This is a genomic window from Agromyces sp. Y558 (assembly GCF_059445415.1).
In genome coordinates, this window is sequence record NZ_JCAIUH010000001.1 from 209,172 (window position 1) to 230,849 (window position 21,678).

A 21,678-nucleotide genomic window follows, 5' to 3' on the forward strand; every position below is an offset into this window, starting at 1 on the left:
CCTATGACTCCCCGACTCCGCGGCCTCAACCGCCTCCGTGTCTTCGCCGCGAGTCTCGTGCTCGCGATCACCGTGCCGACGTTCGTGCTCATCGGCAGCGGGCCGGCCTCCGCTGCCGGCGACGTGTGCGATCTCTGCTCGATCAACTTCGACCTCGGCGCGTGCGAGAACGCCGGCGGCTACCCCTACGACAGCACCCAGGAAGACCCGCCGCCCGCGATCGGCGGTGGAACCGCACCGGCCCCAGCCCCAGCCCCTGCTCCCGCTCCGGCGCCCGCACCGGCCCCCGCGCCTGCTCCAGCGCCCGCACCTGACCCGAACACCGGTACCTCAGGCGGCACCACGTCGAACCCGTCGGAGTCGGGAGCGGCCACCGACGTCGCACCCGCCGCCGTCGCCGCGACCGCGCCGCTCGCCCCGGCTGCACCGCTCCTCAGCGTCAAAGGCACAGCGCTCACCGTGAGCTGGGCGGCACCCGCCGACGGCGGCTCGCCCGTGACGGGCTACAAGCTGTCGCTCAACAAGGGCACCGCGATTCCGCTCGCAGCCGGCGCGACTTCGCACACGTTCACGGTGCTGGGCGCAGGGGTCTACACCGCGACCCTCGTCGCCACGAACGCGGTCGGCGAGTCCGCCGCGTCGAGCGCATCGAAGTCGGCGACCATCACGGCGGCGACCGCGAAGCCCCCGACCGAGGCGGCCGTATCCGCTGCAGCTTCGAGCAGCAACGGCGCACCGGATTGGCTCGCCGGCGGCGGCATCCTCATCGGCCTCGTCGCGGTGGGCGCACTCGCCCTGCTCGGCCAGCGGCTCCTGCGCCGCCGCAAGGCGAACGGTGTCGACGGTGACCACCGCCAGGGCGACGAGCCCGCCGAGACATCCGTGACCGTATGACCAGCCCGGCCCCTCTCCCGACGAAAGGAAGCAACGTGCCCGACCACCTCCGCCCCACCCTGAGGCGGGCAGCGATGCTGACCGCACTCGCGATCGCCGGCACGGCCGTGCTCGGCGGAGTCGCGGCTGCCCCGGCTGCGGCCGCTCCCGCGCCGGGCACAACCGACACCGTCGACTGGTTCGATGACGCCTACGAGGGCCTCGGCCCCGACAGCGTCTACGAGAGCGTGACCTTCGAGCGCTTCGAGTTCCTGCTCGGCCAGGACGGCCGGTTCGCGTTCCTCGTCGGCGGACCCGAAGACCCGCAGACGGCCGCGACGATCGGCGCGATCAACGAGGTGGCGAAGGGCGCCGGCGTCGAACGCATCTACAACTTCGACCCGCGACTCGACGGCGACCGCCTCGACATCCGCTCGACGACGAACGCCGACGTCGCGCCGCTCTGGGCGCGCCTCGTGACCGAGTACCTCGGCAAGGACACGCAGACGCCTTTCGACGGCACCGACGATCCCACGCTCTTGGTCTACGACACGTCGCACACCGAGGGCGGCGTGGAAGACCGCATCGTCTCGGCTATCACCACGCCCGTCACGGCGGAGCAGCTCGCAGACCCCGCCGCACTCGCCGCCTATACCGCCGAGGTCACCGCCGTGCTCGGCTCGGCGGCCGAGCTCGACACGAGCGACCAGTTCACGTTCAACGAGCAGGTCGTCAACGCCAAGCACGCCACGGCGTACCAGGGCAAGCCCGAGTACGGCGGCGCGACGGTGCTCGACGACGACGACGCCGACTGGCGCGTGCAGACCGTCACGTACCCCGAGCTCGTGAACATCCTCGAGAGCGACGGCGACCACGTGCTCTTCTTCGGCGGCACCTGGTGCCACAACACGCGTGCCTTCCTGAAGGAAGTCAACCGTCAGGCCGTCGCGAACGGCGTCGAGAAGGTGTACTTCTTCGACCTGCGACTCGACGGCAACTCGGGCAACGATCTGCACATCCGCGACACCGGCTCGGAGTTCGCCGACCTCTACGGCGACCTCGTCACGCAGTACCTGCCGAACCTCGTCACACAGTACGTGCCCGTCGTCTCAGGCCAGGTCGACTTCTACCCGGGCGGCGACCGCGAGCAGGCGCTCGCGACCGCGAAGAAGCTGCAGGTGCCCTACGTGCTCGAGTACAACCGCGGACGCACCGTCGACGGCCAGGCCGCACCGATCGTGCAGCAGTGGATCCACGACAACGGCGACGGCACCTACAAGGAGTACATGACCGAGTGGTGGTACGTGAACGACCTGCCCGGGCGCTACGCCGACCGGCCCGACCCCGCCGGTCTCGCCGCGCAGCTCGCGTTCGCCGACGAGGGAATCGCGGCACTCGACACGTTCTTCGGCGAGCTGCCCCGTGAGTCGGATGCAGTCGCGACCGTACCCTCTGCACCTGATGCGCCCGACGCATCAGTACGCGACACCTCGGTGACGGTCTCGTGGGCCGAACCCGCCGACGGCGGGTCGCCCGTCACGAGCTACCGGGTCGCGCTGAACGGCGGCTCCCCCGTCTCGGTGCCGGCCGGCACGACGGAGCACACCTTCACGGCGCTGCCCGGCGGCGATTTCACCGCCACGGTCGCCGCGCGGAACACCGTCGGCACCTCGGCCGCCTCGGCGGCCTCGGACGCCGTGACGGTCAAAGGTCCGCCCGTGGTCGACCCGACCACGGTCAGGGGCTCGGTCTCGGTCACGGGTGACCTCGTGCCGGGTGGCGACATCACGGTCGTCGGCGCCGGTCTGGCACCGGGCGTCGGCGGCTTCTCGGTCGAACTCCACTCGACGCCGCAGACGCTCGGCACCGCGACGGCGGCCGCCGACGGCGGCTTCACGTTCACCGGCACGATCCCGGCCGCGACGCCCGCGGGTGCGCACTCGATCGTGGTCACGATCAACGGCGTCGAGGTCGCGCGTTCCTCGATCACGCTCGCCTCAGCCGCGTCAGGGGCCGCCGGATTGGCGGGAGCATCGGCGGCCGACGCCGGCCTCGCCTCGACGGGTGCGCCGCTCGTCGATCTGCTCAGCTGGCTCGCGCTCGGGCTGATCGCCGTCGGCGGCGCCGCATTCGCGGTCGTGCGGGTTCGCGCACTTCGAGCGAGTGAGCAGCACTGCGCGAAACGAACGGGGGTGGATTCCACGCGGCATTCACCCCCGTCTGCCGCGCTACCGACCCAGGCCGGTCACTCCGTCTGAATCCACCTGCCCGTGCGGCTCGTGATCCGCGGGTCGACCATCGAGCGTCGCTGAGGGGTGTTCTGCGGATGTCTCGGTGCCGGTGTTCGTCTCGGCAGCCGCGTCGAAGTCGGCAGCCGCGTCGGAGTCGGTAGCCGCGTCGGAGTCGGTAGCCGCGTCGGAGTCGGTAGCCGTCTCAGCGTCGGCGGGGGCGTCAGCCGGCTCGACGGCGCCGCTGCGCCGCACGCCCGTGAAGGTCAGCACGAGCACCATCACGGCACCGGCGAAGATCGCGATGTCGGCCACGTTGCCGATGAAGAGGTTGCCGTAGCCGATGAAGTCGACGACATGCCCGCGGCCGAAGCCCGGCTCGCGGAACAGCCGATCGCCGAGGTGGGTGGTGGCGCCGCCGAGGAGGAGTCCGAGCGCGATCGCCCAGCCACGAGAGCGCACCGGCCACGAGAACGCGATGATGGCGATGACGCCCACGCCCGCCAGGATCGCGAAGACCCACGTGAAGTCGGAGCCGATCGAGAACGCAGCACCGGGGTTGTAGACGAGCTGGAAACGGATCAGCTCACCGATCAGCGGAACGGACACCCGCTCCTCGAGTGCGGACTCGGCCCACCACTTCGAGCCCTGGTCGATGAGCAGCACGAGTACGGCGAGCAGTGCGATGAACCAGAACAGGCGCGGCTTCACCGTGCTTTCGAGGGCGGGAGCGGGCGGCGGCACTGAGGGGTCGGAACTCACCGCTCCATTATCCTTCGCATGAGATGCCCGTGTCGCCCACCGTCACAGGGTGACCGCTAGGCTTCATCGCAGTGACACGGGGTGCCGTGCAGCGCTTCACGAAGCGGGCATGGCTGAGAACACACCCGTCGAACCTGATCTAGTTCGAACTAGCGAAGGGATGTCGCGATGAGCGATCGTCTGCCAACCGACCCTGCCCGGCACAGCGCCGAGCTCCTGACCCTCGTGCGCGCGGCGACGCCGCTCGTGCAGTGCATCACCAACAGTGTCGTCACCAACGTGACTGCCAACACCCTGCTCGCCCTCGACGCGGCCCCGGCCATGGTCGACATCCGTGGCGAGGCCGGGATCTTCGCGCGAATCGCGTCGGGGCTGCTCGTGAACCTCGGCACGCCGCACGAGGAGCAGCGAGATGCCGCCCGCGAGGCGGTGGCCGCGGCATCCGAGGCCGGTACGCCCTGGGTGCTCGACCCCGTCGCCGTCGGCGGACTGCCCGTGCGCACCGCGTTCGCCCACGAGCTGCTCGCGCAGCGCCCCACCGTGATCCGCGGCAATGCGAGCGAGGTCATCGCCCTCGCCGGCGCCGGCGGTGGCGGACGTGGCGTCGACGCCTCCGATTCAACCGAGTCGGCAGCGGATGCCGCGGCTCACCTCGCCCGGGCGCACGGCTCCGTTGTTGCGGTGTCGGGCCCGATCGACCTGATCGCCGACGGCCGGCGGGTTGCCCGGGTCGCCAACGGCGACGTGCTGCTCACCCGGGTCACGGGCGGCGGTTGCGCCCTCGGCGCCGTCACCGCGGCCTTTCTCGCGGTCGCCGACGACGCGTTCTCCGGCGCCGTCGCAGCGACGCTCGTCTACACCGTGGCGGCCGAGATCGCGGCAGCGCGCGCCGCCGGACCGGGCAGCTTCGCACCGCTGTTCCTCGATGCCCTCGCGCAGGTGTCGGCCGATGAGGTCGCCGAGCGGGGCCGGGTGCGGCTCGTCGAGGTCACCGCTGACCCGTACACCGCGGTCGCGGCCGAACTCGCGTCCGTGGCAGAGCCCTCGACGTCGGTGCGGTCGTGACGGCGCGCACGGCGCTCGATCTCTCGGTCTACCTCGTCACCGATGCGGCACTCTGCGGCCCGCGGGGCGTGACGTCGGTCGTGGCCGATGCCGTCGACGGTGGAGTACGAGTGGTGCAACTGCGCGACAAGCTCGGCTCCTCGACGGAGCTGCTGATGCTGCTCGAAGAGCTGTGCGCCGCGATCGACGGGCGGGCGACGCTGCTCGTGAACGACCGGCTCGACGTCGCCCTCGCGGCGCGGGCGAGCGGCTTGCCCGTCGACGGCGTGCATCTCGGCCAGGGCGACGCCGCGGCGGCGATCGCGCGTGAGCGGCTCGGACCGAACGGCGTCGTCGGCCTCACCGCGAACACCTCGGCCCACTTCGATTCCGTACGACGGATGCCGCGTGGCACGGTCGACTACCTGGGCGTCGGCGTGATCCGGCCCACCGCGACGAAGCCCGATCATCCGCCGGCACTCGGTGTCGACGGGTTCGCCCGACTCGCGGCCGAGGCCGAGCTGCCGTGCGTCGCGATCGGCGGCATCACTCTCGACGATGTCGCGGCGCTCCGTGACGGCGGCGCCGCCGGGGTCGCCCTCGTGTCCGCGATCTGCGCCGCCGCCGATCCCCGCGACGCTGCGCTGCGCTTCGTCGACGCTTGGGCGGCCACCGCGCCACCGCGCCACCCCGCGACCGCCGCGACTCGGCGGCCCGGCGATGAGTGAAACGATCACCCGAGCGGTCGACGCCGGCGCCGGGACATCCGTTCGCCTCGGGCTCGACACCACCACGCCCCCGCGAGAGCACCGCGCGCCCGGCGCCCGCAGCGTACGGAGCGAGCGGCGCGTGCCGCGCGTGCTCAGCATCGCCGGTACCGACCCGACGGGCGGTGCGGGCATTCACGCCGACCTGAAGTCGATCGCCGCCGTCGGCGGCTACGGCATGGCGGCGGTGACCGCGCTCGTAGCTCAGAACACGCGGGGCGTGCGCAGCGTGCACCTGCCGCCGGCGTCGTTCCTCGCCGAGCAGCTCGACGCGGTCAGCGACGACGTGACGATCGACGCGGTGAAGATCGGCATGCTCGCCGACGCCGAGATCATCGGCACGGTCGACGATTGGCTCGCGCGCACGAGGCCCGAGATCGTGGTACTCGACCCCGTGATGATCGCGACGAGCGGCGACCGACTGCTCGACCCGACCGCCGAGCAGGCACTCCGCGCGCTCATCCCCCGGGCGCACCTCATCACGCCGAACCTGCATGAACTCGCCGTGCTCGCCGGCGAGCCGCACGCACTCACCTGGCCTGCGGCGCTCGAACAGGCCCGACGAGTCTCGCGCGAGTTCGGCGTACTCGTGCTCGCGAAGGGCGGCCACCTCGACGGCGACGACGCTCCCGACGCGCTCGTCGACGCCGAGACCGGCACGGTCGTCGAGTTCCCGGGCGTTCGCATCGAGACCACAGCCACGCACGGCACGGGGTGTTCGCTCTCCTCCGCGATCGCGAGCCTTCGCGCAGAGCTCGGAGATTGGACCCTCGCCATCGTCGAGGCCCGCCGGTGGCTGCGCGAATCGCTGCGGCACGGCGAAGCGCTCGAGGTCGGCGGCGGGCACGGGCCGATCAGCCACTTCGCCGGGGTCTGGTCCCGTGGCGGGGTGCGTACGGCGCCCACGCCCGCCGAGGTCGAGACGGAGTGGTGGGCGTCGATCGGCGACCTCCGCTCAGCGATCGACGGGCTCGCGTTCGTCCGCGGGCTCGCCGACGGCACCCTCGAGCGACCCGCGTTCCTCCACTATCTCGCGCAGGACGCCCTCTACCTGCGCGACTACGCACGCGTGCTGGCCGACGCCTCGCGTCTCGCGACGGATGCCTCGGAGCAGGCGTTCTGGGCGAACGCCGCGCACGGCTCCCTCGTCGGTGAGCTCGAGCTGCACGAGACGTGGCTCGCATCGGCCGGAGCATCGACATTCGCGGCCGAGCCCGATGCCGCGACGACCGCCTACCTCGATCATCTACTCGCCACCGCCGCGCGCAGCGACTACGCGGTGCTCGCCGCCGCCGTACTGCCCTGCTACTGGATCTACGTCGACCTCGGCGAGCGGCTCGCGGCCGGCGTCTTCGGTGCGGCGGCGACGGCGACGGCGGCGACGACGACGGCGCATCCGTATGCCTCGTGGCTCGCGACGTACGCCGACCCCGCGTTCGCCGTCGCGAACCGCGAGGCGATCGACATCGTCACGCGCCTCGCGGTGGGTGCGACGCCCGAGACGCGCGAGCGGATGCGTCGGGCGTTCCGCCGATCGGCCGAGCACGAGCTCGCGTTCTTCGCGTCGGCGTTCGGCGAGGGGTGAGCGAGACTCGAATCTCGAGTCGGCCCCGGGAGGATCGCAACGAGACCTCCGGCCTCCGCGCAGCATAGGGTGGTCGCACCCGCCCGGCTCCGGGCCGGCACCGATCCAACGACGAGGTGGCAATGAGTCAGGCGACGCCCGACGTGCAGCCCTCCCGCGAGTACCTGGCGACCGATGCCGGCCAGGCTCGACCGCTGCGCGGCTGGCACCTGCTTCTGTTCGGCGTGGCCTCCGCCGCGCTCGGCCTGCTGCCGTGGCTGATCACGGGCATGCGCCTGCCGCTGCAGAATCTCTGGGCGACCGACACCCTGCCCGATGAGATGCCGATCGTGCTGCTGCCCTTCAGTCAGTACTCCCTGTCGCTCATCGCCACGCTCATCATCATCGGTGCAGCGGTCGCCGGGCTCGTGGGGCGTTCCACGCGCGCCCGTGCTCAGCGCGGCGGGTTCATGATGCTGCTCGCCGGCGTGCTCCTCGTCGATGTCGTCGCGATCCTCCAGACCACCAGCTTCGTCGCCGCAGGCCTGCGAGACGACCAGTGGTCGCTCGTGTACCTCGCCGCGGTCATCGCCGTTGCGATCCTCGCGGTCGTCGTCGGACTCGGCGTGCTCTCGCTCGTCGCCCGAGCACCGCGAGCAGGCGCGGTCATCGGCCTCACCGTTGCGGCGATCCTCTCGGCCGGCTGGCTGCACGCGCTCCTCTCGCCGGGGGGTCCCGCGTTCGCGGGCGAGCCTGCCTGGCTCTGGGACGCCGTTCGCTGGGCGCCGGCGGTGCTCGTCGGCGCGGCGATCGCTTGGGGCGGAGTCGAAACGGTCGGCCGAATCGTCGCGGCGATCGCGAGCCTCGCGATGCTCTGGGTCGGCCCCGCGCTGATCACCGCGGTGTCGAGCGCGGCCGGAACGCGGGTACTCGCCGGCCACCCCGGTGAGATGCTCGACTACGGGGTCAGAGTGTTCCGCATGGCACTCACCGAACCGAGTCTCGTCGTGGCGCCGCTCGCGACGGCGATCGGCGTCGCCGTGATCGGACTCGTCGCGCGCATGCTGCTCGGTCGGCCAGCACGGGCCGGCCGCGAAGCATCCGTCGTCTGATCGACCATCGACCGTCAGGCGGCCCGTTCTCTGTGCGGCCCTACTGGGCGGGCGGCAGGGAGTCGAGTGCCGCGAGCACTCGCGACACCGACCCGCCGAGGTTCCACTCGGCACCGCGCGCTTCGAGGGCTTCACGGCGCGCTCCCGTGACCGGGTGCAGCCGGGAGCCGAACTCGCCGAGGTCGAGGTCGCGCACGACCTCGACGACGGTCGGGGCGACGTCGAGATAGTCGGAGGCGGCAGCGAACTTCGCGCGAACACTCGCCGACATCGCCGCCGTGGGATCCGCTGCCGCCGCCCTGATCCCGTCGAGGTCGACGAACTCCCGCAAGAGCGACGCAGCGGTCTTCTCACCGACGCCCGCAACGCCGGGCAGCCCGTCTGACGAGTCGCCCCGCATGACCGAGAAGTCGACGTACTGCTGGGGCAGCACCGCGTACTTCGCGACAACCGAGGCATCGGTCAGCACCTCGAGCTTGCTCATGCCGCGAGCGGTATAGATGACCCGCACGGCTGCCTCGTCGTCGACGAGCTGGAACAGGTCGCGATCGCCCGTGACGACGTCGACGGGCATCTCGGCGCCCGTCGCGAGAGTGCCGATGACGTCGTCGGCCTCGTGCTCAGGCGCCCCGACAACGGCGATGCCGAGCAGGCCCAGCACCTCGCGGATGCGCGGAATCTGCACGATGAGACCCGGTGGGGTCTCCTCGACGTCGACGCCGCCGGGCACGGCACGCGCGACGCGGTGCGCTTTGTAGCTCGGAATGAGCTCGACCCTCCACGCCGGGCGCCAGTCGTCGTCCCAGCATGCGACGAGGTTCGTCGCCTCGAAGTCGGGGACGAGGCGCGCGATCATGTCGAGCAGCCCGCGCACGGCGTTGACGGGGGTGCCGTCTGGCGCGGTGATCGAGTCGGGCACGCCGTAGAACGCGCGGAAGTACAGCGAAGCGGTGTCGAGGAGCATCAGTCGGTCGGCCACAGGCCGATCATGGCACGATGCGGCTCCCGCTCCTACCCCGGGAACGTCTCGAGCCAGTCGCCCGCGGCATCGAGCACGTCGAGGTCGCCGCGATCGCCGAGCAGCTCCCAACGCTGCAACGACACCGGTACGTTGCCGTTCAGCCACACGGCATCATGGAACTCGCCGAGCGAGAAGTCGTCGCCGCGGGCGACTGCGGCGTCGGCGAGCAGCCGCTTCACCTCGAGCTTGCCCACGTGGTACGACATCGCGAGGCCCGGGGTCGCAACGTAGTAGGAGGTCTCTTCGGTGGCTGTCTCGACGTCCATCGGCACGAGCCGCACGAAGAAGTCGATGGCCTCTTCGAGGCCGAAGACGCCGGTCGCGAGGTTGACATCGACGACGACGCGCAGTGCCCGCAGCCGCATGAAGTTATGCACGATCGTCTGCGAGTGCGGCGCATCGTCGAAGAGCCCAGCATCGAGCATGAGTTCTTCGTTGTAGTGGGCGATGCCCTCGTTGGCGACCGAGTCGACGTAGTGACGGCGGATGGCGCGGGGGTGCCCCCACGAAAGGGCGAGCTGTTGACTGTGCGCCCCCTCGTGGATGATGCCGAGCCGTGGGTCGCGCGCGTTCGCGGCGTCGAAGTACGGAAGGTCAGCCGCGGGTTCGGGCACGTACGAGACCGCGTCGTCGGCGCGCGTGCGCTCGTTCGCCAGGTGGTCGGTCACGCCGAGAAAGGCGACGGGCTCGAGATATGCCGGGTACTTCGAGAAGAAGTAGTGGCGCAGCGTCTCGGGCTGGCTCAGCAGGCCCGCTCGGTCGTAGAACGCCCGCACCTCGGCGTCGCGTGCGGCTTCGTCGGCCACCTCGGCGGCGACATCGCGCGCGAGCGGCGGGACAGGCACGTCACGGTACCGGTTGCGCGTGACCGCCTCGGCGAGCACGGCCCGCCGGTAGTCCTGCAGGGCGGCACGAACGAGCTCTTCGGGCTCGGCCGCGACGAGCGCGACGTGACGCAGGTACCAGACGAAGGCGTCGTGGCCCACGATGACCTCGGCGCCGAGGCGATCAGCGGATGTCTCGAGCCACTGCGCGTACCTGGTGAGCGCTGCACTCGCAGCAGGCTGCGCCTCGGCGAGCGCGGTCGCCGTCGCGGCGTCGGCATGTCGGGCGAGCCCCGCGACCGAGTCGGCGAGGCGCGGCCCGATGCCGTCGAGTTCGGCCGCGGCCACCCGAGCGAGGGCGGCGATGCCGACGCGCTCGAGGTTCGCGATCGCCTGTTCGACGGCGTGTGGAATCGCGGTGAGCACCGTGACCAGATCGGCCTGTCGCCCGGCGTCGAACGGTGGCGGGGCGAGCAGCAGGTCGAACCACGGGCCGAGGATCTGGCTCGTGAGGAACACGGCATCGCGCTCCCAGTTGCGGAGCACGTCGAGTTCCCAGCGCACGCGTGCGAGCGCCGAGCCCAGCAGCCGGTGATCGACCTGGTCGGGAACCGGCATGCCCGCGGCATCCGTCGCCTGCCAACGTTCGACGAAGACGGCGAGTTCGTCTCGCTGCAGCTCGATGGTCGCCGGATCGAACCGCGGCACCCAGCCGCCGGGCCGCTCGATGCGCGGGATGTCGTCTGATGTGCGGAACGAGTTCACGGCGCGCCACTGCCAGAACTCGGTGCCGAGGCGTGCGAGGTCAGCGTCGATCTGGGCCATGCGCGTCACGATAGCCCCGCCCGGCGACACTTGCGAGTCCGGCGAGTCCGGCGCCGGTCCGGCGCGGGACGATGCGGCGGAGCGCCCACCTCGCTACCGTGTTGCGCATGAGCGGTACGCCGAACGAGCCGACCGACCAGCCTCTGAACACCACGGATGCCCCGACGGACGATGCCTCGGCGGCACCGCCCCCTCGCAGGTCGCTGCCACCCGTGCAGCGCTGGGTGTTCTGGCCCGCGGCCGTCATCGTCGCCCTGTTCGTCGCGTTCGTCCTGATCGCCCCGGATGCGGCGGACGCGATGTTCGGCGCGATCCAGACCGGCATCGTCAACACCTTCAACTGGTATTACGTGCTCATCGCCGCATTCTTCGTGGCGTTCAGCCTGTTCGTCGGATTCAGCCGTTTCGGCGACATCAAACTCGGCCGTGATGACGACGAGCCCGAGTTCTCGTTGCTTGCGTGGTTCTCACTGCTCTTCGCCGCGGGTATGGGCATCGGGCTCGTGTTCTACGGCGTGAGCGAGCCACTCAGCCATTTCGTGTCGCCGCGACCGGGGGTCACCGGCCCGCCCGACGCGCTCGCGCAGGAGGCGCTCGCCCAGACCTACTTGCACTGGGGCGTGCACGCGTGGTCGATCTACGTCGTCGTCGGGCTCGGACTCGCCTACGCGATCCACCGCCGACGCCGGCCGATCTCGATCCGCTGGACGCTCGAACCGTTGCTCGGCAAGCGCGTCGAGGGCGGTTGGGGCCATGCCATCGACGTCGTGGCGCTCGTCGGCACCCTCTTCGGCGTGGCGACTTCGCTCGGCCTCGGCGTGCTGCAGATCAGCGCGGGGCTCGACATCGCCGGCATCCTCGAGCCGAACGCGCTCACGCAAGTGATCATCATCCTGGTCATCTCGGTGTTCGTGCTCTGGTCGGTGCTCTCCGGAGTCACGAAGGGCATGAAGTGGCTCTCGACCGCGAACATGGTGCTCGCGGGGCTCCTCGTGTTGTACCTGCTCGTGATGGGGCCGACCGAGTTCCTGCTGCGCGAGTTCGTGCAGTCGATGGGTACGTACATCCAGAACTTCGTCGGCCTCTCCTTCAACGTGAGCGCGTTCCAGGGCACCGCCGGCGAGGAGTGGCAGGCGTCGTGGACGTCGTTCTACTGGGGCTGGTGGATCTCGTGGGCGCCGTTCGTCGGCATCTTCATCGCTCGCGTCTCGAAGGGCCGCACCGTGCGCCAGTTCGTCGCCGGCGTCATCCTCGTGCCGACGCTCATCGGCATCCTCTGGTTCGCGGTGCTCGGGGGCTCGGCGCTCGCGATCGAGCTCGCCGACCCCGGCGCCCTGACCCAACCCGACGGCAGCGTGAACGTCGAGGCCGCGCTCTTCCAGCTGCTCACCTACCTCCCCGGCACCCCGGTGCTGACGATCGGCGTGATCCTGCTCATCACGATCTTCTTCGTCACCTCGGCCGACTCGGGCGCGCTCGTGATGGGCATGATCGCCACGGGCGGCCTGCTCAACCCCAAGCGGTGGATCCGCATCTTCTTCACCATGATCACCGCACTGCTCGCGATCGCGCTGCTGCTGACCGGCGGACTCACGGCCCTGCAGACGGCGGCGATCATCATCGCGCTGCCGTTCAGCATCGTGATGCTGCTCATCTGCTGGTCGACGGTCATCGCCTTCACTCGTGAGCGCCGCGCCTACGCGAAGGCTCAACGAGCCCAGTTCGTCGACCTCATCGGCGAGTACTACGGGCTCGAGGTCGAGGAACCGCTCCGGCGCGGCATCGTCGTGGGCGAGGTGAGATGGGTGCGCGGGTTTCTGCGACGGCTGCGTCTGGGCACGGATGCCGCGGCAGCGCTCAGACGCGCCTCCCCCGCGTCGCTCGCTGAGCAGAACGCCCTTCCTGATTCCGTGCCGATCGCCGACGTCGACGAAGTCGTCGATCATGATCCGCTGTCGGACCGCGATAACCCCGACGTGCCCGAGCACGGGGAAGACGATCCACGCTCCCTGCCCCGATGAGGCTCCCTCGCGGGTTGAGGAGCGACGAAGGAGCGCCTCCCCTCGCGGGTTGAGGAGCGACGAAGGAGCGTCTCGAAACCTTGCCCGATCACCGGGTTTCGAGACGGCGCTGGCGCGCCTCCCCACCCGCAGGGCTAGCGTTGTCGCATGGGCATCACCGGCACCTTCCGAACCTCGAAGCGGGTGCCCATCCTGCAGGTCGCCAAGGCGTCGGCCGCGACGATCGCGGCGTGGCTCGTCGCAGGCTGGCTGATTCCGGGGCAGTTACCGGTATTCGCCGCGATCGCGGCACTGCTCGTGGTGCAGCCGAGCGTGAACCAGTCGCTCGGCAAGGCGATCGAGCGTTCGATCGGCGTGATCCTCGGCGTGCTGATCGCCACCGGCGCCTCGCTCGTGTTCGGGCAGAACAGCTGGATCATCCTCGTGACGATCATGATCGCGATGCTCGTCGCATGGTCGCTGAAGATGACCCCTGGCACGTCGAATCAGGTCGCCATCAGCGCGATGCTCGTGCTCGCCCTCGGCTCTTCCTCACCCGAGTACGCCGGCGCTCGTATCATCGAGACGCTCATCGGCGCCGCGATCGGCATCGTCGTCAATGCGCTGATCGTGCCGCCGATTGCACTCGCCCCGGCGCGCCGCGACCTGTCGCTGCTCGGCGGTGAGCTCGCGGCATCCCTCGAGCGCCTCGCGAGCGCCCTCGAGAGCCCGCAGTCGGCGGCCGATCTGCAAGGACTCATGGTCGAAGCGCGCCTCATGCGACCGATGCGAGATGCAGCGGATGCCTCGATCTCGACGGGCGAGGAATCGCTCACGCTGAATCCGCGTCGCTCGGCGCATCGCACCGAGCTCGGCGAGATGCGCGCCCTGCTCGAGCGTCTGAGCCCCATCGTCACCCAGGTGATCGGCATGACGCGGGCGTTCTTCGACCACTACGACGCCGCGCTGGCCGATGAGCCGACCGTGCGCGCGATCGCCGAGCAGCTGCGGCGGGCCGCTCACGACGTGCGACTCGCCGTACACCTCGCCGATGTCGACCCCGCGCCGATGACCTCGGCCGTGCCCGCGCTGACCTCACCCCTCGTGGTGTCCGCGCCGAGGTCGGGGCACTGGATCCTCATCGGCTCGCTCCTGGAAGACCTGCGGCGCATCCGCGCCGCGCTCGTCGAGGAGTAGCCGGAGGGGCGGCGCACCGGCGGCGTCGCACCCATCGAGAACCTGCACGCATCAATCGGAAGTTCGACGCGGTGCGAGATCCGTCGTTCTATGCTGGGACCAATTCGACCGAGATCCAGCAGACGACGGGAGGAGCAGATGATGATGACATCGGCGACGACGGGGGCGACGCCCAACGACCTGGTGCGACAGATCACCGTGGCGGTGAGCGCCGTTCTGGCGGTGATCGGCTCCTTCATCGGGTCAGGCGCCGCCGGCGGAACTCCCATTCAGGATGCCGCGGGCGGGGCGCTCGCGGCGGACGCCACACTCATCGCGCCAGGGGGCAGCGCGTTCGCGATCTGGACGCTCATCTACCTCGGACTCGCCGCGTATGCCGTCTGGCAGTTCCTCCCGTCGCAGCGGGAAGCGCAGCGGCACCGCCGCCTCGGTTACCCGATCGCCGCGTCATTGCTGCTGAACGCGGCATGGATCCTCAGCATCCAGTTCGACCTGCTGTGGCTGAGCGTGCCGGTCATCGCCCTGCTGCTGGTCGTGCTGATCATCGCCTTCCGCGTCTGCCGCTCCGTGCCGCCGACCTCGACGGTCGACGGCATCGTGACCGACGGCACGATCGGCCTCTACCTGGGTTGGGTCTGCGTCGCCACCGCCGCGAACATCACCGCCGCACTCGTCGCAGCCGGTTTCGACGGCTGGGGCATCGCGCCCGAAGCCTGGTCGGTCGCCGTCATCTCACTCGCCGGCATCATCGGCGTCGCACTCGCGGTGTGGGACCGCGGCCGGATCGCCCCGACCCTCGCGCTCGGCTGGGGGCTCTCCTGGGTCGCGATCGCTCGCCTGACCGATGAACCGGAGTCGACGATGACCGGCATCGCGGCGATCGTCGCCGTGGTCGCCGTCGTCATCGCGACGGTGTGGGCTCGCATCGCGAGCGGTGACTCACGTGCGCGTGCGGTCGGCGCGGCGAGCACGGCCTGACCCGCAGCAGTGGCCGCTCCGCCTCTTCATCGCGATGGCGGCCTTCATCGCGCTGGAGACGCTCGCCACGCCGGGGCGCCAGGCCGACTTCAGCCGAGCAGGTCGCGCACAGCGGCGCCCCACTCGAACCCGCACTCGCGGCAGTCGAAGATGGGCGAATCAACGAGCGAGAGGGCGCCTGCGACATCGGCCGCCTCGACCTCGAAGTCGAGCGGGCCGTAGACGATCGCGCGCACCGCGAGGGAGTCGCAGCGCGGACACGGCTCGTCGATCACCAGGTGCGGTGCGTTGTGCTGCATCTGCTTCGTCATGGCAGTCACGGTACGCCCGGCCGCCGACATCGCTCGGAACGCGTACGCGCGTCGCCACGAGCGGTTCGCTCCGACGCGTCTCCCGAGCAGGCCGCTCGGATCCCTAGACTGAGCGCGTGCTGACTGCCGTCTTCGTGATCGGGATCGTGCCCGCGTTCCTCATCCTCGGGCTGGGTCTCGTCGCGCGCGCCGTCGCCGCGCAACGGGTGACGCAGCGGGTGGTGCAGTACACCCCGGAACGCGGCTCCACGGTGCTGCGAGACGCGCTGCTCGTCGGCGCCGATCGGCGCGCGCCATCCGCTGCCCTCATCGACCTGGCCGTGAAACGCAAGGTGCGCCTCCTCGCAGGCGAGGGAAAGCGAGACCCCATCGGGGTGGAGCTCGCGCCGAACGTCGTGCTCACCGCCGAAGAGACGGCGCTGCTCGAAGGGCTGTTCGGCCCAGAGCACACCCACACGCGTGTGCGCCGCTTCTCCTCCGACCGCCGTGCCCTCGCTGGTCGCATGAAGAGCCTGCTGCTGAACACGGAGCACGCACTCGCCCGCGAGGGACTCGTCGCCGAACGCCGCGTCACGTGGCCGGGCGTCACGCTCACCGTTCTCGCCTATCTCGGCATGCTCGTCGAGGTGCTCTTCCTCGTCTTCACGATCATCGACGGCGACTGGCCGGCGCTCATCGCGACGCTCGTCGCCGTCGTCGCGACCATCGCGACGATCTTCGTGACCCCATCGTCGTGGCGCAAGTTCCTCCCCGCTGCGACTCCCCGACGCGAGCACTTGGCGGGGCTCCGGCAGTACATCGCGCTCGTCGAGGCGAAACGGCTGCAGGTGCTGCAGTCGCCGAGTGGTGCAGAGCTGCGGGCGACGGATGCCGCTGCGCCGGCCGCCGCGGAGACACCCGGGTCGTCGCAGGCCGCCGCCCCGATTCCTGCACGCGGCACGCCTGCGGCCGGCCCCTCGGCTGCAGCCCGCTTCCACCTCCACGAGCGGCTGCTGCCCTACGCCGTGATCTTCGGGCTCGAACGCGATTGGATCGCCAAGCTGAAGCTCGAGTACGCCGAGCTCGGGCCGAGCAACTTCGACACGCTCGGCGGACTCGTCGACGTCACGGGCGACATCGCCCTCGCCATCGAAGCCGCTGGCAATGTCGTCGAACTGACCGCGTCGCTCGGCGACCTCACCGACGACGCAGGCAACGTCGTCGACGGCGTCGGCAACTTGTTCGAACTGTTCAGTTCGTAGCGCTCAGTTCGTAGCACTCAGTTCGTAGCACTCAGTTCGTAGCACTCAGTTCGTAGCACTCAGTTCGTAGCGCTCAGTTCGTAGCGCGAGGGCGCGGGCCGATGCGGCACCATGGAGACATGACCGCCGCGGACGAATCCATCACCGTCGATGTCGACGGCACACCCGTGTCGGCGGTCTCGGCGCGCCCGCCGGTACCGACGGCCACGATCGTCGTCGCCCACGGAGCGGGTACCGGCATGGAGCATCCGTTCATGATCGGGTTCACGCGGGCGCTGAACGAGAGCGGGTTCGCGACGCTGCGGTTCAACTTCCCGTACCGCGAAGCGGGGCGGCGGTTCCCCGACCGGCCGCCGGTCGCGATCGCGACGTGGCGCGCGGTGACGGATGCCGCGGCCGCACGCACGACCGCCGACGGGCGACCGGGCGAGCCGATCTGGGCGGCGGGCAAGTCGTTCGGCGGACGCATGGCGTCGATGGCCGTCGCCGAAGGCATGGCCGTGGCCGGGCTCGTCTTCCTCGGCTACCCGCTGCACGCGCCGGGCAAGCCCGAGAAGCCGCGCGACGAGCACCTGCCCGGCATCACCGTGCCGATGCTCTTCCTGCAGGGGCGGAACGACCCGTTCGCCAAGCCCAACGAGCAGCTCGACGACGTCGTACGTCGCATCGGGCCGAACGCGACGCTCGACTGGATCGACGACGCGAACCACACGTTCGAAGTGAAGGGCCGCAAGCGCCCGGCCGACGAGATCGGCGCTGCCCTCGCCGTGCAGGTCGCCGCGTTCGTGCGCGCACGGGAATGACGCGCGAGCCTCGCAGCGCGGCGAACGACGGCCCGTAGAGTGGTGGCCACCGATCGGGTCGTGGCACGCTGATGTGAGGCGGCCTCGAGACCCGGGGAGTCATTACGATCGAAGAATTCGCCGACCGAATCACCGCCACCAGGGCACGAATGCGCGATCACGCGTTCGACGCCCTCGTCGTCGTGGATCCCGCCAACATCCACTACCTCACCGGCTACGACGCGTGGTCGTTCTACATGCCGCAACTGCTGTTCGTGCCGGCCGTCGGCGAGGTGCTGCTCATCACCCGACACATGGACGCCGTCGGCGCCCATCGCACCGCCGCCCTGACCGCCGAGCAGATCCTCGGATACCCCGAAGACCTCGTGCATCGCCCCGACCGGCATCCGTTCGACTGGGCGGCCGACCGGTTGCGAGAACGCGGCCACGCCGTGCCGATGCGCGTCGGCTACGAAGGCGAGGCCCACTTCTTCACCCCGCGATCGTTCGCGGCCCTGTCGCGACGGATTCCCGAGTGGCGCTTCGACGACGACCTCGACCTGATCGGCTGGGTGCGGCTCGTCAAGTCGCCGGCCGAGCTGGCGCTCATGCGCTCGGCAGGTCGCAACGCGAGCGCCGCGATGGCCGCCGGCATCGATGCCGTGCGGGTCGGTGCGCCGCAGCACGACGTCGCCGCCGCCATCCAGGCTGCACAGGCCAGAGGTGTCGAAGGCGCCGAAGGCGACTACGCGGCGATCGTCCCCCTCATTCCGACCGGAGAATCCGCCGACACCCCGCACCTCACCTGGAGCGCGCGCCGATTCGCATCGAACGAGGGCGTCTCGCTCGAACTCGCCGGCGTGCATCGCCGCTACCACGCGCCGCTCGCGCGCACCGTGTCCCTCGGGCGCCCCTCACGCGAGCTCGACCGGGTGGCCGGGATCACCGCGGAAGGGCTCGATCTCGTGCTCGGTGCCATGCGACCCGGTGTGAGCGTGCGCGACGTCGTCGGCGGCTGGGCCGCCCTGCTCGCCCGGAACGGGCTCTCGAAAGCGTCACGTCTCGGCTATTCCATCGGCATCGGCTACCCGCCCGACTGGGGAGAGCGCACCGTGAGCATCCGCGACGACGACGACACCGTGCTCGAGGCCGGCATGTGCTTCCACGTCATCGCCGGCATGTGGATGCGCGACTACGGCTGCGAGCTCAGCGAGTCCATCGCGATCACGGGCGACGGCATCGAGATCTTCACGGATGCGCCGCGAAAGCTGATTGTGAAGGCGGCACCCTGATGAACAACGAGACAGGCGGGAGCCCGCAGGTCGACGCCGTGATGGCGCTGATCGACGATGCGACGATCGTCGCCGACACCGCCTCGCTCATCGTCGCGGCGAGCGAGAACCCCGGCGGCACCGAGATCCAGGCGGTTCGGATGCTCGAGGGCATCGCTTCACGGCTCGGAATGCGCACGAGACACACCGAGGTCGCGCCCGGCCGCTCGAACCTCTCGATCACCATCGGCCCCGACGAACCGGGAATCCTCTTTCTCGGTCACTCCGATGTCGTGCCGGGCGGCGACGGGTGGAGCGGCTACCCGTTCACCCCGCGAATCGCGGACGGCAGGATCATCGGCCGAGGCGCAGCCGACATGAAGGGCGGCCTCGCCTGCGTGCTGCAGGCGATGGGGGCGGTCGCATCCGTGAGGCCCGACCTCCCCGTCGAGCTGATCGTCACCGTCGACGAAGAGGACCTCGCGACCGGAATCCTCGCCTACCTCGAGAGCGCAGCGCCGCAACCGTACTGGGCCTGCGTCGTCGCCGAGCCGACCGACCTCGCCGTCGTCGTCGCCTGTCGCGGTGCAGCCAACTTCGAGATCGAGATCCGCGGGCGGGCGGCCCACGCCGGGCGGCCCGAAGACGGGGTGAGCGCCATCGCGATCGCAGCCCACCTGGTCGAACGGATCGGCGACGACCACCGGCGGATGCGCGCATCCGCCGCGGGTCGCCTCGGATCGGGCACCTGGAACGTGGGCCGGATCGAGGGCGGGCACGGCACGTCGATCGTGCCCGACCAGTGCACCCTGCTCGTGGATCGGCGGCTGATGCCCGGTGAGCGGGCGGCCGACGCCCACCTCCTGCTCGAGCAGCTGGCAGCGGAGGCATCCGTCGACGGCTCGACCGTGGTGGTGCGCACCCTTATGGAGATGCCCGGATTCGAGACGGCGGTGGAGCACCCACTCGTCGCCAGTGTCGTGGCGTCTCTGACGAGCGAACGGCGCGAATCAGGCATCGAGGCGTGGACCGCTGCCTGCGAGGGCGGCTTCATCCATGCGCACCATGGCGTGCCGACCGTCATCATGGGCCCCGGGGATGTCGCGGGGCAGGCGCACCAGCCAGATGAATCCGTGGCGATCCACGACCTCGGCACCGCGGCCCGCGCCTATGCGCGCCTGATGCTCTCGCTCGCCGACGACCGCATCTCCCCGGTGTTCACCACGCACGCATCGACGAGCAAGGAGACCGAATGACCGACCACAGCGCTTCACCCAGCGAGCACGCCGATCCGCCACCCATCACCCGCCAGATCGATCTCACCCCCATCCAGCAGAAGACGGTGAAGAAGGCCGTCCTGGGGGCGATGGCCGGCAACGCCATCGAATGGTTCGACTACGGGATCTACGGCTACCTCACGGGGTACCTGAGCAGCCAGATCTTCGGCGACACCGAGAACGCTCTGCTCTGGACCCTCTTCGGCTTCGCGGTGTCCTTCCTCGTGCGGCCCATCGGCGGTGCGGTGCTCGGCCCGCTGGGCGACCGGATCGGACGGCAGAAGGTGCTCGTATTCACCATCTCGCTCATCTCGATCTCGACCGCGTGCATCGGCCTGCTGCCGACGTTCGACGTGATCGGCTGGTGGGCGCCCGTCCTGCTCTTCACGCTTCGCATCATCCAGGGCTTCTCGGCAGGCGGCGAGTATGCGGGCGCGGCCGTCTACATGGCCGAGCACGCGCCGGACAACCGACGCGGATTCTGGGGATCGTTCCTCGAGTTCGGCACGCTGCTCGGGTTCTCAGCGGCGGCGATCCTCGTCACGGTGATGCAGTTCACGCTCGGCGAGGAGTTCATGGCGGACTGGGGATGGCGCATCCCGTTCCTCATCTGTCTCCCCCTCGGCGCCATCGCGTTGTACATGCGCTCGTCGCTGCGCGAGTCGGAGACGTTCGAGGAGGCGCACCGGAAGGACACGAGCACGAGCGCGTGGCAGACCCTCGTCAACCTGCTGCGCACCCAGCCGAAGCAACTGCTGAAGATCATGGGCCTCGTCGTGCTCATCAACGTCGCGTTCTACACGGTGCTCACGTACATGCCGACCTACCTGACCAACTCGCTCGATATGGATGCCACGACCTCGGGGCTCATGCTGGTCGCCGTGCAACTCGCGATGATGGCCGTGATCGTGCCGTTCGGGGCGCTCACCGACCGCATCGGACGGCGACCGTTGCTGCTCGTGGCCTCTGCCGGCTTCATCCTGCTGTCGATCCCGGCCGTGGTGCTGCTCGACACCGGAAACCTCGGGCTGCAGTTCGTCGGCATCTCGATCTTCGGGCTGTTCCTCGTGATGCTGCTCTGCAACATCTCGGCGACACTTCCCGCGTTGTTCCCGACGCCCGTGCGCTTCGCCGGGTTCGCGCTCGGTTACAACATCGCGACGTCGATCCTCGGCGGCACAGCCGGCCTCGCCAACCAGGCCCTCATCGATGCGACCGGCTCGAACCTCGTACCGGGCGTCTACCTGACCGTCGCGGGCATCATCGGGTTCCTCGCGGTGCTGACGTTCAACGAGACTGCCGGCCGCTCGCTTCGCGGTGGTGTGGTTCCCGGTGATGACGACCAGGCGCGCATCGCGCGCGGAGAGGTGCTCGTCGGCAAGGTGCACGCCTAGGAATACACGCTCACGGTCACCCGTTCGAATCGGCCGTCTGCCCCGAGCGTTCGTGCGCGCCCACCCTGAGGGCTGAGTCCGGCCTGAGGGCTGAGTCCGGCCTGAGGGCTGAGTCCAGCCTGAGGGCTGAGTCCGGCCTGAGGGCTGAGTCCGGCCTGAGGGCTGAGTCCGGCCTGAGGGCTGAGTCCGGCTGAACCCGTCAGCTCG

General features: G+C 70.1%; 18 protein-coding genes and 1 riboswitch. Of the genes, 14 read left to right on the forward strand and 4 right to left on the reverse strand.

What is annotated here, in order from left to right; genetic code table 11:
- Positions 1 to 3 precede the first annotated feature (3 nt).
- Together AC1C2T_RS00910 and AC1C2T_RS00915 are read left to right on the forward strand one after the other, a co-directional pair.
- Positions 4 to 894, forward strand: a complete 891-nt coding sequence (locus tag AC1C2T_RS00910) for a fibronectin type III domain-containing protein (RefSeq protein ID WP_495363228.1) — start codon at positions 4 to 6, stop codon at positions 892 to 894.
- 35 nt (positions 895 to 929) lie between these two features.
- Positions 930 to 3,131, forward strand: coding sequence for a fibronectin type III domain-containing protein (locus AC1C2T_RS00915; protein WP_495383907.1), 2,202 nt, complete (start codon positions 930 to 932; stop codon positions 3,129 to 3,131).
- Here the strand turns inward: AC1C2T_RS00915 and AC1C2T_RS00920 are convergent.
- On the reverse strand, positions 3,102 to 3,863 hold the full coding sequence (locus tag AC1C2T_RS00920; RefSeq protein WP_495383908.1) for a signal peptidase II: 762 nt from the start codon (positions 3,861 to 3,863) through the stop codon (positions 3,102 to 3,104). The two genes, AC1C2T_RS00915 and AC1C2T_RS00920, sit on opposite strands and share 30 nt — an antisense overlap.
- A gap of 67 nt (positions 3,864 to 3,930) precedes the next feature.
- Positions 3,931 to 4,041: riboswitch (TPP riboswitch) on the forward strand.
- Here AC1C2T_RS00920 and thiM point away from each other — a divergent pair.
- The 4 genes from thiM to AC1C2T_RS00940 all read left to right on the forward strand — a co-directional run bounded on the left by thiM (position 4,032) and on the right by AC1C2T_RS00940 (position 8,350).
- Entirely contained in the window at positions 4,032 to 4,928 is an 897-nt protein-coding gene (thiM, locus tag AC1C2T_RS00925) for a hydroxyethylthiazole kinase (protein WP_495383909.1), read from the forward strand. It overlaps the preceding riboswitch by 10 nt.
- A complete protein-coding gene (thiE, locus tag AC1C2T_RS00930) occupies positions 4,925 to 5,635 on the forward strand; it encodes a thiamine phosphate synthase (RefSeq protein ID WP_495383910.1) in 711 nt (236 codons plus the stop codon). The genes thiM and thiE overlap by 4 nt, the downstream gene beginning before the upstream one ends.
- Positions 5,628 to 7,259 carry a bifunctional hydroxymethylpyrimidine kinase/phosphomethylpyrimidine kinase gene (gene thiD, locus AC1C2T_RS00935; protein ID WP_495383911.1) on the forward strand — a complete coding sequence of 544 codons (1,632 nt, stop codon included), beginning with the start codon at positions 5,628 to 5,630 and terminating at the stop codon, positions 7,257 to 7,259. The genes thiE and thiD overlap by 8 nt, the downstream gene beginning before the upstream one ends.
- A 122-nt stretch (positions 7,260 to 7,381) precedes the next feature.
- On the forward strand, positions 7,382 to 8,350 hold the full coding sequence (locus tag AC1C2T_RS00940; protein WP_495383912.1) for a hypothetical protein: 969 nt from the start codon (positions 7,382 to 7,384) through the stop codon (positions 8,348 to 8,350).
- Between the two features lie 40 nt (positions 8,351 to 8,390).
- Here AC1C2T_RS00940 and AC1C2T_RS00945 read toward each other — a convergent pair whose 3' ends face one another.
- Both AC1C2T_RS00945 and AC1C2T_RS00950 read right to left on the reverse strand, forming a co-directional pair.
- A complete protein-coding gene (locus AC1C2T_RS00945; RefSeq protein ID WP_495383913.1) occupies positions 8,391 to 9,329 on the reverse strand; it encodes a 5'-3' exonuclease in 939 nt (312 codons plus the stop codon).
- Between the two features lie 32 nt (positions 9,330 to 9,361).
- A complete protein-coding gene (locus AC1C2T_RS00950) occupies positions 9,362 to 11,020 on the reverse strand; it encodes a DUF885 family protein (RefSeq protein WP_495383914.1) in 1,659 nt (552 codons plus the stop codon).
- A 107-nt stretch (positions 11,021 to 11,127) separates the two neighbouring features.
- Between AC1C2T_RS00950 and AC1C2T_RS00955 the strand changes: the two genes are divergently transcribed.
- From AC1C2T_RS00955 to AC1C2T_RS00965, 3 genes are all read left to right on the forward strand, one after another.
- A complete protein-coding gene (locus tag AC1C2T_RS00955; RefSeq protein ID WP_495363219.1) occupies positions 11,128 to 13,041 on the forward strand; it encodes a BCCT family transporter in 1,914 nt (637 codons plus the stop codon).
- A 147-nt stretch (positions 13,042 to 13,188) separates the two neighbouring features.
- Positions 13,189 to 14,217 (forward strand): FUSC family protein, encoded by a 1,029-nt coding sequence (locus AC1C2T_RS00960; protein WP_495383915.1) that lies wholly within the window; start codon positions 13,189 to 13,191, stop codon positions 14,215 to 14,217.
- Between the two features lie 141 nt (positions 14,218 to 14,358).
- On the forward strand, positions 14,359 to 15,195 hold the full coding sequence (locus AC1C2T_RS00965; RefSeq protein WP_495363217.1) for a TspO/MBR family protein: 837 nt from the start codon (positions 14,359 to 14,361) through the stop codon (positions 15,193 to 15,195).
- 89 nt (positions 15,196 to 15,284) lie between these two features.
- Here the strand turns inward: AC1C2T_RS00965 and AC1C2T_RS00970 are convergent, their stop codons facing one another.
- The gene (locus AC1C2T_RS00970) at positions 15,285 to 15,506 is read right to left on the reverse strand and encodes a hypothetical protein (RefSeq protein WP_495383916.1); all 222 of its coding nucleotides are present in this window, start codon (positions 15,504 to 15,506) and stop codon (positions 15,285 to 15,287) included.
- Positions 15,507 to 15,622: 116 nt separating this feature from the next.
- Between AC1C2T_RS00970 and AC1C2T_RS00975 the strand changes: the two genes are divergently transcribed.
- The 5 genes from AC1C2T_RS00975 (at position 15,623) to AC1C2T_RS00995 (ending at position 21,471) form a co-directional block, all read left to right on the forward strand.
- Positions 15,623 to 16,747, forward strand: coding sequence for a DUF2207 domain-containing protein (locus tag AC1C2T_RS00975; RefSeq protein ID WP_495383917.1), 1,125 nt, complete (start codon positions 15,623 to 15,625; stop codon positions 16,745 to 16,747).
- A 119-nt stretch (positions 16,748 to 16,866) separates the two neighbouring features.
- On the forward strand, positions 16,867 to 17,550 hold the full coding sequence (locus AC1C2T_RS00980) for an alpha/beta hydrolase family protein (RefSeq protein WP_495383918.1): 684 nt from the start codon (positions 16,867 to 16,869) through the stop codon (positions 17,548 to 17,550).
- A gap of 128 nt (positions 17,551 to 17,678) precedes the next feature.
- The gene (locus AC1C2T_RS00985) at positions 17,679 to 18,821 is read left to right on the forward strand and encodes a M24 family metallopeptidase (RefSeq protein WP_495385376.1); all 1,143 of its coding nucleotides are present in this window, start codon (positions 17,679 to 17,681) and stop codon (positions 18,819 to 18,821) included.
- A complete protein-coding gene (locus AC1C2T_RS00990) occupies positions 18,821 to 20,056 on the forward strand; it encodes a M20 family metallopeptidase (RefSeq protein ID WP_495383919.1) in 1,236 nt (411 codons plus the stop codon). Before AC1C2T_RS00985 ends, AC1C2T_RS00990 begins: the two co-directional genes overlap by 1 nt.
- The gene (locus AC1C2T_RS00995; RefSeq protein ID WP_495363212.1) at positions 20,053 to 21,471 is read left to right on the forward strand and encodes an MFS transporter; all 1,419 of its coding nucleotides are present in this window, start codon (positions 20,053 to 20,055) and stop codon (positions 21,469 to 21,471) included. Before AC1C2T_RS00990 ends, AC1C2T_RS00995 begins: the two co-directional genes overlap by 4 nt.
- Positions 21,472 to 21,678 lie beyond the last annotated feature (207 nt).

What these genes read in the sequence shown, in the direction of transcription:
- AC1C2T_RS00960 (WP_495383915.1), top strand. Translation starts at nt 13,189, where the DNA reads ATGGGCATCACCGGCACCTTCCGAACCTCGAAGCGGGTGCCCATCCTG.
- thiM (WP_495383909.1), top strand. Translation starts at nt 4,032, where the DNA reads ATGAGCGATCGTCTGCCAACCGACCCTGCCCGGCACAGCGCCGAGCTC.
- AC1C2T_RS00970 (WP_495383916.1), bottom strand. Translation starts at nt 15,506, where the DNA reads ATGACGAAGCAGATGCAGCACAACGCACCGCACCTGGTGATCGACGAG.
- AC1C2T_RS00950 (WP_495383914.1), bottom strand. Translation starts at nt 11,020, where the DNA reads ATGGCCCAGATCGACGCTGACCTCGCACGCCTCGGCACCGAGTTCTGG.
- AC1C2T_RS00995 (WP_495363212.1), top strand. Translation starts at nt 20,053, where the DNA reads ATGACCGACCACAGCGCTTCACCCAGCGAGCACGCCGATCCGCCACCC.
- AC1C2T_RS00940 (WP_495383912.1), top strand. Translation starts at nt 7,382, where the DNA reads ATGAGTCAGGCGACGCCCGACGTGCAGCCCTCCCGCGAGTACCTGGCG.
- AC1C2T_RS00990 (WP_495383919.1), top strand. Translation starts at nt 18,821, where the DNA reads ATGAACAACGAGACAGGCGGGAGCCCGCAGGTCGACGCCGTGATGGCG.
- AC1C2T_RS00965 (WP_495363217.1), top strand. Translation starts at nt 14,359, where the DNA reads ATGATGACATCGGCGACGACGGGGGCGACGCCCAACGACCTGGTGCGA.
- thiD (WP_495383911.1), top strand. Translation starts at nt 5,628, where the DNA reads ATGAGTGAAACGATCACCCGAGCGGTCGACGCCGGCGCCGGGACATCC.
- AC1C2T_RS00955 (WP_495363219.1), top strand. Translation starts at nt 11,128, where the DNA reads ATGAGCGGTACGCCGAACGAGCCGACCGACCAGCCTCTGAACACCACG.
- AC1C2T_RS00910 (WP_495363228.1), top strand. Translation starts at nt 4, where the DNA reads ATGACTCCCCGACTCCGCGGCCTCAACCGCCTCCGTGTCTTCGCCGCG.
- AC1C2T_RS00980 (WP_495383918.1), top strand. Translation starts at nt 16,867, where the DNA reads ATGACCGCCGCGGACGAATCCATCACCGTCGATGTCGACGGCACACCC.